The sequence below is a fragment of the Streptomyces sp. TLI_171 genome (assembly GCF_003610255.1).
Classification (GTDB): domain Bacteria; phylum Actinomycetota; class Actinomycetes; order Streptomycetales; family Streptomycetaceae; genus Kitasatospora.
Window position 1 is genome coordinate 551829 of sequence record NZ_RAPS01000001.1, and the last position, 12234, is coordinate 564062.

General features: G+C 71.7%; 7 protein-coding genes. 5 read left to right on the forward strand and 2 right to left on the reverse strand.

Annotated elements, in window-relative coordinates:
* Positions 1 to 10 precede the first annotated feature (10 nt).
* The 3 genes from BX266_RS02585 (at position 11) to BX266_RS02595 (ending at position 6120) form a co-directional block, all read left to right on the forward strand.
* Entirely contained in the window at positions 11 to 1528 is a 1518-nt protein-coding gene (locus tag BX266_RS02585; protein WP_099897303.1) for a glycoside hydrolase family 43 protein, read from the forward strand.
* 541 nt (positions 1529 to 2069) lie between these two features.
* A complete protein-coding gene (locus BX266_RS02590) occupies positions 2070 to 4544 on the forward strand; it encodes a glycoside hydrolase family 9 protein (RefSeq protein ID WP_099897304.1) in 2475 nt (824 codons plus the stop codon).
* 400 nt (positions 4545 to 4944) lie between these two features.
* Positions 4945 to 6120 (forward strand): endo-1,4-beta-xylanase, encoded by a 1176-nt coding sequence (locus BX266_RS02595; RefSeq protein WP_099897305.1) that lies wholly within the window; start codon positions 4945 to 4947, stop codon positions 6118 to 6120.
* A 77-nt stretch (positions 6121 to 6197) separates the two neighbouring features.
* On the opposite strand, the gene BX266_RS02600 is transcribed toward BX266_RS02595, so the two are convergent.
* Positions 6198 to 7547 carry a PHB depolymerase family esterase gene (locus tag BX266_RS02600; RefSeq protein ID WP_099897306.1) on the reverse strand — a complete coding sequence of 450 codons (1350 nt, stop codon included), beginning with the start codon at positions 7545 to 7547 and terminating at the stop codon, positions 6198 to 6200.
* 778 nt (positions 7548 to 8325) lie between these two features.
* Here BX266_RS02600 and BX266_RS02605 point away from each other — a divergent pair.
* Positions 8326 to 9804, forward strand: a complete 1479-nt coding sequence (locus BX266_RS02605; RefSeq protein WP_099897307.1) for an endo-1,4-beta-xylanase — start codon at positions 8326 to 8328, stop codon at positions 9802 to 9804.
* 157 nt (positions 9805 to 9961) lie between these two features.
* Positions 9962 to 11404, forward strand: coding sequence for a non-reducing end alpha-L-arabinofuranosidase family hydrolase (locus BX266_RS02610; protein ID WP_099897308.1), 1443 nt, complete (start codon positions 9962 to 9964; stop codon positions 11402 to 11404).
* Between the two features lie 345 nt (positions 11405 to 11749).
* On the opposite strand, the gene BX266_RS02615 is transcribed toward BX266_RS02610, so the two are convergent.
* Positions 11750 to 12055, reverse strand: coding sequence for a MerR family transcriptional regulator (locus tag BX266_RS02615; RefSeq protein WP_099907305.1), 306 nt, complete (start codon positions 12053 to 12055; stop codon positions 11750 to 11752).
* Positions 12056 to 12234 lie beyond the last annotated feature (179 nt).

Here is a 12234-nt window from a genome sequence, read left to right on the forward strand (position 1 = left end):
GGACCGCCCCGTGCGGACGTACGACAACCCCGTGATCAGCGGGTTCCACCCGGACCCCAGCGTGTGCCGGGTCGGTGACGACTACTACCTGGTGTGCTCCAGCTTCGAGTACTTCCCCGGACTGCCGATCTTCCACAGCCGGGACCTGGTGCACTGGCAGCAGATCGGCAACGTGCTCGACCGACCCGGGCAACTGCCGCTGCCGCTGCCCGGCAGCGCGGCCTCCCGCGGCCTGTACGCCCCGACGATCCGTCACCACGACGGCCGCTTCTGGGTGATCAACACCAACGTCAGCGACGGCGGCAACTTCATCGTGACCGCGGAGCGGCCCGAGGGGCCGTGGTCGGACCCGGTCTGGATCGACCTCCCCGGGATCGACCCGGACCTGGCCTGGGAGGAGGACGGCACCTGCTGGTGCGCCTTCACCGTCCCCGGCATCCACCTCGCACGGATCGACCCGGTGAAGGGCGAGGTGCTGGAGGGCCCCTTCCCCGTCTGGTCCGGCACCGGCCTCACCTGGCCGGAGGCCCCGCACCTGTACCGGATCGGCGACTGGTGGTACCTGCTGATCGCCGAGGGCGGCACCGAACGCGGCCACGCGGTGTCCGTCGCCCGCGCCCGCTCGCCGCGCGGCCCCTGGGAAGGCGCCCCCGCCAACCCCGTGCTGTCCCACAGCGGCACCGACCGACCGATCCAGAGCACCGGCCACGGCGACCTCGTCGCGGCACCCGACGGCAACTGGTGGATGGTGCTGCTCGGCACCCGTCCGCGCGGCTTCTCGCCCAACTTCCACGTGCTGGGCCGGGAGACCTTCCTGACCCCCGTGGAGTGGGACGGCGACGGCTGGCCCGTCGTGGCACCCGTCGCGGAGCGCCATCCCGCCCCGGGCGGGGCCTGGCACCCCCTTCCCGAGCCGCCCGCGCGCGACGACTTCGACGCACCCGCCCTCGCACCCCACTGGATCTCGCCCTACGCCCGCCCCGACAACTCCTGGTCACTGACCGAGCGGCCCGGCCGGCTCGCCCTCACCGCCACCGGTCCCACCCTCGACCGCCCCGGCCACACCTTCGTCGGCCGCCGCCAGCAGCACCTCGACTGCCGCGCCGCGGCCCTGCTCGACCCCGGCACCGGACGGGGCGGCCTGAGCATCCGCCTGGACGAGGCGCACCACTACGACCTGGAGGTCGGCGTCGGCGAAGTCCGGGTCGTCGCCCGCATCGGCCCGCTGCGCCAGACCCTGGCCCGCCGCCCGGTGCCGCCCGGCCCCCTCACCCTCACCCTCACGGTCCGCACCACCGACCTGGTCCCGCCGTCCCCCGAACTCGCCGGCGCCGAGCCCTTCGGACCCGACACCATCACCTGCTGGCTCGGCGACCCCGACGCCCCTGACGCCCACCTTCTCGCCGAACTGGACGGCCGCTACCTCTCCACCGAAGTCGCCACCGGCTTCACCGGACGAGTCATCGGCATGTACGCCACCGAGGGCACCGTCACCTTCGACTGGTTCGACTACTCCCCGACCCCCTGATCCCCGCCCGGGCGGGCGACGGTACGTCAGCTGCACCGGAGAGAGCGAAAGTTACCCGGACCGACCAACCCGAGTTCCCCGGGCGCAGCCCGGCGGGACCACCGGCGCCCGCCCGAGCTGCGCCCGCGCCCCACGCCGCCGACGGGCGGCGTCGAGCCCCGGGCGACGGGACGTCGGATGCCCGGGGCGGGGCCCCCGCCGCTGCCCTGATCGGCCGGCGAGCCCGGCCGGCAGCCGTCCCGTGGTGCGCGGGAAGTGATGTCAGGTTCAGGACACGGGCGGTCGGGCGGGCGCCCGACCGCGGGGCGCCTGCGGATCCCGGGGCCGGCGGCCCGAAACCGCCGTGACCTGCCCGGACGGCGTCCCACCCGACGGCCGTGCGGCGGCGGTCGCCGTCGGGCCCTGAGCAGACGTCAACTCCGGGCCGTTTACCGCCTCTTGACGCAACGGCCGCGCGGCTGGCTACATTGGGCGAGTGGGAGCGCTCCCACTTTGCGGGCTCCCCCACGCCCCCTCCCCCACCGAAGGAAGGCTCCCACCCGTGCCTCCGATCCTCTCCGGCCGCGGCCTGCCCCGACGCGCGGCCGCCGTCCTCACCGGCCTGGCCCTGGCCGCCGGCGGGCTGACCGCCACCGCACTCGTCCCGGCCACCGCCACCGCGGCCACGGCGGCCGCCGACGTCCCGGTCCGGGTCAACCAGCTCGGCTACCTGCCCGACGGCCCGAAGCGGGCCACCGTGATCAGCTCCGCCACCGCCCCGCTCGCCTGGCAGCTGCGCGACGCCTCCGGCGCCCAGGTCGCCTCGGGCAGCACCGCGGTGCACGGCGCCGACCAGGCCTCCGGCCAGTCCACGCACCTGGTGGACTTCGGTGCGTACACCGGCACCGGCTCCGGCTTCACCCTGGTGGTCGGCGGCCAGGCCAGCCACCCGTTCGACATCTCGGCCTCGCTCTACGACGGGCTGCGCGCCGACAGCCTCAACTTCTTCTACCAGCAGCGCAGCGGCATCGCGATCGACGCGGCCCTCGCGGGCGGCAGCGCGTACGCCCGCCCGGCCGGCCACCTGGGGGTGGCGCCGAACAAGGGCGACACCAGCGTGCCGTGCCAGGCCGGGGTGTGCGACTACCGGCTGGACGTGCGCGGCGGCTGGTACGACGCCGGTGACCAGGGCAAGTACGTGGTCAACGGCGGCATCGCGACCTGGGAGCTGGTCAACTCCTTCGAGCGGGCCCACCGTTCGGGCGGCGACGCGGCGCTCGGCGACTCCACGCTGCGGGTTCCCGAGCGCGGCAACGGGGTGCCGGACGTACTGGACGAGGCCCGCTGGGAGCTGGACTTCCTGTTGCGGATGCAGGTCCCGGACGGCAAGCCGATGGCCGGGATGGCCTTCCACAAGATCCATGACGCCCAGTGGACCGCCCTGCCGACCCGTCCCGAACTCGACGACCAGCAGCGCGAGTTGCACAAGCCCTCGACGGCCGCCACGCTCAACCTTGCCGCCACCGCCGCGCAGTGTGCCCGGGTCTACGCCCCGTACGACGCCGCCTTCGCCGCCCGCTGCCTGGACGCGGCCAAGCGCGCCTGGACGGCCGCCAAGGCCAACCCGAACGTCCTCGCGCCGTCGACCGACAGCACCGGTGGCGGCGCCTACGAGGACGCCGACGTCTCCGACGAGTTCTACTGGGCGGCGGCCGAACTCCTCGCCACCACGGGCGAGTCCCAGTACCGGGACGCGGTCACCTCCTCCGCGTTGCACACCAAGCCGGCCGACGCCTTCTGGTGGGGCGGCACCGCGACGCTGGGCCGGATCACCCTGGCCACCGTGCCCGGCGTGGCGCTGCCCGCCGACGACCTGACCCGCCTGCGCGGCCTACTGGTCTCCGCCGCCGACGGCTACCTGTCCACCATGGGCGGTCAGGGCTACGCGGTGCCGCTCGCCCCCGACGGCTACGTGTGGGGTTCCAACAGCTCGGTGGCCAACAACGCGATGGTGCTGGCCGTCGCCCACGAGCTGACCGGACAGCAGCGCTACCGCACCGGGGCGCTGGAGACGATGGACTACCTGCTGGGCCGCAACGCGCTCGACCGCTCGTACGTGAGCGGCTACGGCGAGCGGGCCTCGGAGAACGAGCACCACCGGTTCTGGGCGCACCAGAACGACGCCTCGCTGCCGCACCCGCCGGCCGGCTCCTTCGCGGGCGGCCCGAACTCCGGCCTGCAGGACCCGATCGCCCAGGCCCAACTGGTGGGCTGCGCGCCGGCGGCCTGCTACGTCGACGACATCGGCTCGTACTCCACCAACGAGGTGGCGATCAACTGGAACGCCTCGCTGGCCTGGCTCGCGGCCTACGCCGCCGAGCGGCGTTCGGCGCCGGCGACGCCCGCCGTGCAGGTGACCCCGGCGGCGGTGACCGTCCCCGAGGGCGGGTCCGCGACGGTCTCGGTGAAGCTCTCCGCCGCCCCCGCGCAGAACGTCACGGTGACGGCCGCCCGCGCCTCGGGCGACACCGACCTGTCGGCGGGCGCCTCGGCGCTGGTCTTCACTCCGGCCAACTGGTCGACCGCGCAGCAGCTCTCGCTCACGGCGGCGCAGGACGCCGACACGGCGGCGGGCAGCGCGGTGTTCACGCTCACCGGCGCGGGGGTGCAGGCGGCCTCGTTCACGGCGACCGAGGCGGACGACGACAGCGCGCCGCCCGCCGCGTCCTGCGCGGTGACGTACAAGGTCGACAGCGCGTGGGGCAACGGGTTCACCGCCACGGTGACGGTGAAGAACACCGGCGCCTCGACCGTCGCCGGCTGGACGCTCGGCTGGAGCTTCGCCGGTGACCAGCGGGTCTCCAACGGGTGGAACGCGACGGTGAGCCAGTCCGGCACCGCCGTCACCGCCCGGGACGCCGGGTGGAACGGCACCCTGGCGCCCGGCACGAGCGCGAGCTTCGGCTTCCAGGCCACCTACAGCGGCGCCAACCCGGCGCCGGCCCGCTTCACCCTGAACGGCGCCGACTGCGCCTGAGCACCGCCGTGCCACCACCTCTGCCCGCCGCTCCGTCAGGTCGCGGCGGGCAGAGGTGTTTCTGGCGGGGCGGGCCGAGGAGGACAGTAGGCAGCGACGGTGCGACCCGTCAATGAAAACTTCCGAACACGCGGCTGAAACTTTTGGAGTTTGCGCTCGGATCCACCGGGACGCGCGGCGTCGGCGCGTTGAGCAGGTGAATCCCGTGGTCCGGACCATCCGACCGGTCTCGCGTCGGCGACCGAGCCGCCCGGTCCGCTTCACCGTTCTGCAACTTCTGACGCATGCAAGGTTATTGACTGCGGCGGATTCGCGCGGCTAGCTTCTCGGAAGTTCGACAACTCTTTCGAAACTTTCGAACTCCCCCACCCACTTTCCGGTTGACACCGAGGAGCTCGTAGTGAAGCTTCGCCGTCAGATCGCGGCCGCCGCTGCCACGGCCGCCGTTCTCATGCTCGTCCCGTCCGCAGTCGCGGCCGCCGCCGGCGACCCCAAGGCCCCGGCCGTCCCGAGCGACTCGCTGCGCGCCCTCGGCGCGCAGCAGAACCTGCGCGTCGGCACCGCCGTGGACGACGCGCACCTCAACACCGACCAGCCGTACACCGCCATCGTCGCCGACCAGTTCTCCGTCGTGACGGCGGAGAACGCGATGAAGTGGGAGTCGGTGGAGCCCACCCGCGGCAGCTACGACTGGGCGGCCGCCGACCGGCTGGTGGCCTTCGCCGGGCAGCACGGCCAGGAGGTCCGCGGCCACACCCTGCTGTGGCACAACCAGCTGCCGGGCTGGCTCACGACCGGCGTCGCCGACGGCACCATCGGCAAGGCCGAGCTGCGCGAGATCCTGCACAAGCACGTCACCGACGAGGTCACCCACTTCCGCGGCAAGATCTGGCAGTGGGACGTGGCCAACGAGGTGTTCGCCAACTCCTGGGACGCCAACCCGCTGCCCAACGGCCTCAACGGCGACGACTTCTGGATCAAGAACCTGGGCGAGGGCGTCATCGCCGACGCCTTCCGCTGGGCGCACCAGGCCGACCCCAAGGCCCTGCTGTTCTACAACGACTACAACGCCGCCGGCCAGGACGGCAGCAACGCCAAGTTCCAGGCCGTGCACGACTACTTCGCGAAGCTCCGGGCCCAGGGCGTGCCGGTCGACGGCATCGGCGAGCAGGGCCACCTCGACACCCAGTACGGCTTCGACGCGCAGCGCTTCCAGAACGACCTGCAGTCCTACGCCGACCTGGGCCTGAAGGTCGCCGTGACCGAGGCGGACGTGCGCACCTTCGTGAACAACGCGACCGAGCAGGTCCCGACCAGCCAGCTCGGCGAGTTCGCCCAGCCGTACGAGTTCTCCGAGATGCTGAAGGCCTGCCAGCTCGTCACGCAGTGCATCTCGTTCACCGCGTGGGGCGTCTACGACGGCGACTCCTGGATCCCGGGCACCTTCGCCGGAACCGGCTACGGCCTGCTCTACGATGTGAACATGAAGCCGAAGCCCGCCTACGTCGCGCTCCAGCAGGACCTGGCGATCGGCGCGGACGCCGCCCACCGCGGCAAGGGCCACGGCCCGAAGTAGCCCCGGCAGCCGGCCCGGGCCCCCGGCCGAGACCGGTCGGGGGCCCGGGTCACCACGTCACTCGGGCTGACGCGGCGTCACCCCAGCTTCCACTGCTGGTTGGTGGCACCGCTGCAGCTCCACAGCTGGACGGGCGTGCCGTCGGCGGTGCCCAGGCCCGCCACGTCCAGGCAGAGCCCCGACGCCACCCCGGTGACGGTGCCGTTCGGGTTCAGCTGCCACTGCTGGTTGGGCTGACCGTTGCAGGGCCAGACGATCGCCTTGGTGCCGTTGGCGGTGCCCTTGGCGTTGGCGTCCAGGCAGAGGGTGCTCCCGCCGACGGTCACGGTCAGCTGGTTCGACGAGGTGCGGGTCCAGGTCTGGGCGGCGGCGCCGTTGCAGGTGGAGATCTGCTGCTGCGTGCCGGCCGCGGCGTTCGGGTCGACCAGGCACTTGCCCGCTCCGACGGCGCGCAGCGCGCCCGTCCTGCCGCCGTCCGGGGAGCCGGCGTCCAGGCCCATGAAGTGGATCGCGTTCGCGGCCATCCCGGCTCCCTGCACCGGCAGTTGGTGGCCGGCCCCGGCGATGCTGTACGCCTCGACCTGGGTGGCGCCGGTGCTGTTGCGGTACTGGGTGCGGGTCCAGCCGGCCGCGGGGGTGTCGGTCGCCGACGGCGTCGGGCTCACGCCGAGGACGTCGGTCCACTGCTTGATCTCCTCGCCGAGGTTGTTGTGGTTCAGGATGGTGTCGGCGGTCCCGTGCCACAGCTGCACCCGCGGGCGCGGACCGGTGTAGCCGGGGTACGCGGCCCGCACCAGGCCGCCCCACTGCTGCGCGGTCATCGAGACCTGGCCCTGGGCGCAGGGCCCGTTCCAGCCCCGTACCGACCCGGTGTAGAAGCAGTGGTAGGGCACGCCCATGAACGCCGCGCCCGCCTTGAACACGTCCGGGTAGTCGGCGAGCATCACGTTCGTCATCATGGCGCCCGAGGACTCCCCGGTCACGTACACGGCGTTGGCGTTGCCGCCGTAGTGCTGCTCGGCGTAGGTGATCATCGACATCAGCCCGACCGGGTCGCTGCCGCCGCCCCTGGTCAGCGCCTGGTCCGAGGAGACGTCCCAGCAGCTGCCGCTCGGGTTGGTCGACGGGTAGACGACGAGGAACCCGTACTGGTCGGCCAGCGAAGCGAAGTCGGTGCTCGAGTACATGTACGGGCCGGTGCCCTGGCAGCCGTGCAGGGCGAGCAGGATCGGCGGGTTCGCCTTTACGCCGGCCGGTACGTACAGGTCCATCAGCAGGCCGGTCGGGTTGGCCCCGAAGTCGCCGATCCGGATCAGCGGGGCAGCGGCTGCGGCCCGGGGGGCCGCCGGCAGGCTCAGCCCCACCGCGAAGCCGATCGCGGCGACGATGCCGAGCAGACGGGACAGGAACGAGCGGGATCGGAACATGGGACCTCTCCGTCGGAATTGACTTGAGGGTGATGGAAGTTCCGGCGCCACCAGGGAGAAACGCCACCGATGGTCGGGGTGGTCCGCCGCGGCTGTCAACGGCGCCGCCGCGGCCCCGCGGCACCCGGCCTCCGTGCGGCCCCCCGGCTGCGGATTCGCCCCCGGCCGCGCCGTCGCCCGCGGTGAAAGTTGCAGCCGGACCCCCGTCGCACCCACCGCCCCTGGCGACAACTCCGGCCGTCCGCCGCCGTGTTGGCCTCCACGGCGGGGCGAAACCTTTCGACCTCCACCAGCCACGGGATGCGGCCCAGCATGCCGGGAGTCCACGGGGAAGTCCACCGGACCTCCCGGATTCTCTCGGCCGCGGCCCGGCTCAGGGGCGGCTGACCAGCAGTCTCTTCTCCCAGCGGCGGGATCGCAGGAATCCGATCGTTTCCGAGTTCTGGTCGAAAGCGTTGACAGCCTGTCGGGCTCAGGCCAAGACTGGCGCCGTCGACACCTCCGAGTGACCTTGGCTCCGAGCCGGCCCAGGATCGGCGGATCGACCCCATTGCTGTCCCAAGTGTTGACAGCAGCGCACCATTTGATGGAGATTCACCCGAAACACACCAGCGTCCGGACCCGTCCGTCCGGCGCGAATTGTTAGCGCTAACAGTCAGGTGGCGCTATCGCGGTCTGGCCGGGCCGCACCTGCACAGCGCCCGCGCACCGGCTCGGCCGGGGCGCGGGCGTCCCCCACCCCAGGTACTCCCCCCACCCGTGAGGAGAACGATCCGTCATGCCATCGCACGACAGGAAGCCCCGTCTCCGCAAGGCACTCGCAGCAGCCGCCTGCGTGGTCGTCAGCTCCGTCCCCGCCGTCACCGCGATCCCCGCGGCGCACGCCGCCGGGGCGACCACGCTGGGCGCGGCAGCCGCCGGCAGCAACCGCTACTTCGGCACCGCGGTCGCCGCGGGCCGCCTCGGCGACTCGACGTACGCCGGCATTCTCGACCGGGAATTCAACATGATCACCCCGGAGAACGAGATGAAGTGGGACACCATCGAGCCGTCCCGCGGCAGCTTCAACTTCGGTCCCGGCGACCAGATCGTCAACCACGCCGCCGCCCACGGCCAGCGGATGCGCGGCCACACCCTGGTCTGGCACAATCAACTGCCCAGCTGGGTCAGCAGCATCGGCGACGCCAACACGCTGCGCAGCGTGATGAACAACCACATCACCAACGAGATGTCGCACTACAAGGGCAAGATCTACGCCTGGGACGTGGTCAACGAGGCCTTCGCCGACGGCGGCAGCGGCCAGCACCGCAGCTCGGTGTTCCAGAACGTGCTGGGCAACGGCTTCATCGAGGAGGCGTTCCGCACCGCCCGGAGCGTCGACCCCGCGGCCAAGCTCTGCTACAACGACTACAACATCGAGAACTGGACGGACGCCAAGACCCAGGGCGTCTACACCATGGTCAAGGACTTCAAGTCCCGCGGCGTGCCCATCGACTGCGTCGGTTTCCAGAGCCACTTCGGCAGCGGCGGCGCCCCGGCGAGCTTCCGGACCACGCTGTCCAACTTCGCCGCGCTCGGGGTCGACGTCCAGCTCACCGAGCTCGACCTCGCGCAGGCCTCCCCCACCGCGTACGCCGGCGCCGTCCAGGCCTGCCTCGACGTGGCCCGCTGCACCGGCATCACGGTCTGGGGCATCCGCGACAGCGACTCGTGGCGCACCGGCGAGAACGCCCTGCTGTTCGACAACAGCGGCAACAAGAAGCCCGCGTACACCTCGGTGCTCAACGCCTTGAACGGCAGCAGCGGCAGCGGCACGCCGGGCGGCGGCATCGTCTCCGGCACCGTGTACACGCTCTCCGACGTGGCGGCCGGCCGCGTCCTCGACGAGCCCGCGGGACAGAACGGCAACGGCACCCAGCTCCAGGTGTGGGACGCCAACAACGGCGCCGCCAACCAGCAGTGGCGGGCCACCCAGAACAGCGACGGCTCCTACACGCTCACCAACGTCGCCAGCGGCCGGGTGCTCGACCAGCCGGGCAGCCAGACCGCCAACGGGACCCGGATGCAGGTCTGGGACTCCAACAACGGCGCCAACCAGCACTGGCGGGCGAGCCAGAACAGCGACGGCTCCTACACGCTGCTCAACGTGGCCAGCGGGCGGGCCCTGGAGCTCCCCGGCGGTCAGACCGCGAACGGCACGCCCGTCCAGATCTGGGACTCCAACGGCGGCGCCAACCAGCACTGGACCTTCAAGTGAGTTGAGCCCGGCCCCAGCACGACACCACGGCGGCCCGTGTCGCTTCCTGTTAGCGCTAACAGTCCAGGCGCGGGCCACCGTTGGTCCTTCACACCTTCGCCCCTTCGCACCTTCGCCCCCGCCCCCCTCGCCCCGACTCGGAACCATGAGGAGCCCCATGCAGAGACAACACTCCCACCGCAGGCAGCTGTCGGTGGTGTTCACCGCGGTGCTCGCGGCCGTCGCGGCGCTGGCGGCGATGCTCGTCGCCGGCCCGGCGGCCCAGGCGGCCACCACCGGGGCCCTGAAGAGCACCGGCTCCGGTCGGTGCCTCGACGTGGCGAACGGCAGTCAGACCGACGGCGCGCTGCTGCAGATCTACGACTGCTGGAACGGCACCAACCAGCAGTGGACCCTGACCTCCGCCAACCAGCTGACCGTCTACGGCAACAAGTGCCTCGACGTTCCCAACCACGCCACCACGGCCGGCACCCGGGTGCAGATCTGGGCCTGCAGCGGCGCCGCGAACCAGCAGTGGAAGGTCAACTCGGACGGCACCATCGTCGGCGTGGAGTCCGGGCTGTGCCTGGACGTCACCGGCGGCGCCACGGCCAACGGCACCGCCGTGGAACTGTGGACCTGCAACGGCCGCAGCAACCAGCAGTGGACCGGCCTGACCGGCAGCACGCCGACCACTCCCCCGCCGACCGGCGGCAGCTGCACCCTCCCGTCGACCTACCGCTGGTCGTCCACGGGCGCGCTGGCGCAACCGGCCAACGGCTGGGCCGCGGTGAAGGACTTCACCAACGTGGTCTACAACGGCAAGCACCTGGTCTACGCGTCGAACGTCAACGGCTCCTCGTACGGCTCGATGGCGTTCGCGCCGTTCACCAACTGGTCCGACATGGCCTCGGCCGCGCAGACCGGCATGAGCCAGTCCGCGGTGGCGCCCACGCTGTTCTACTTCGCGCCGAAGAACATCTGGGTGCTCGCGTACCAGTGGGGCGCGTGGCCGTTCATCTACCGCACCTCCAGCGACCCGACCAACCCCAACGGCTGGTCCGCGCCGCAGCCTCTGTTCACCGGCAGCATCCCCAACTCCGGAACCGGTCCGATCGACCAGACGCTGATCGCCGACGGCCAGAACATGTACCTGTTCTTCGCCGGTGACAACGGCAGCATCTACCGGGCGAGCATGCCGATCGGGAACTTCCCCGGCAGCTTCGGCTCCTCCTACACCACGGTCATGACCGACACCGCGGCCAACCTGTTCGAGGCGCCCCAGGTCTACAAGGTCCAGGGGCAGAACCAGTACCTCATGATCGTCGAGGCCCAGGGGTCGAACGGACGGTACTTCCGCTCCTTCACCGCCACCAGTCTGAGCGGCTCGTGGACCCCGCAGGCCGCCAGCGAGAGCTACCCCTTCGCGGGCAAGGCCAACAGCGGCGCGAGCTGGACCAACGACATCAGCCACGGCGACCTGGTCCGCAACAACCCCGACCAGACGATGACCATCGACCCCTGCAACCTGCAGTTCCTCTACCAGGGCAAGTCGCCCTCGGCCGGCGGCCCCTACGACCAGCTGCCGTGGCGGCCGGGCGTCCTCACCCTGCAGCGCTGAGCTGCCCGAGCTGCGGTGAGCACCTCCTGACGGATGCTCACCGCACGGGGCCCCGGCCGATCCCTCGGCCGGGGCCCCTCCGTCATGGTCCACCACCGGCCAGACGTCCAGGCCGCAGGAGCGCGTGACGGCGGTCGCGGTGGCTGCGGCCGTGCCCGCGGTGGCGAACGGGGCCGGGTCGACGGGACACGTCCGCTCCGGTCGCCCGGCAGCCCGCTCCCGGAGCCGGCGGAGCGACACCCTCGATGCCGTCAACCCGCGCTGCCGCTGGTCGAGTTGACGAATTCAGCCCGCCTTCGCGGTCGAACGCTCACGGACCGAGAGGCCCGGCCTCGCGGCCGACTCTCAGGTCCGGTCGCCGCGGAGTTCGGCGTTGATCCGCAGGGCCTCTTCGAGCTGGTCTTCCAGGATGATGATCCGGCACGCGGCGTCGAGCGCGGTGCCCTGGTCGACGAGTTCGCGGGCGCGGGCGGCGATGCGCAGTTGGTAGCGGGAGTAGCGGCGGTGGCCGCCTGCCGACCGCTGCGGGGTGATGAGTCTGGCCTCGTCGAGGCTGCGCAGGAAGCCCGGCGTGGTGCCCAGGATCTCTGCGGCCCGGCCCATGGTGTAGGCGGGGTAGTCGTCGTCGTCGAACTTGCTCTCTGCGCTCATGTGATCCGCCGTGTCGTGGTTGGTGGCGAGGGTGGCCTGTTCCACCGGCACCTTCTTTCTCGGAAAACGGGTCGAGGGCCCCGGCGCTGATGTGCGCCGGGGCCCAGGGATATGTGGATTCACTACACCATCAACTGCACTACTGCTGCCGGCCGGTACGCCGGGCTGCTGTGTCCGCG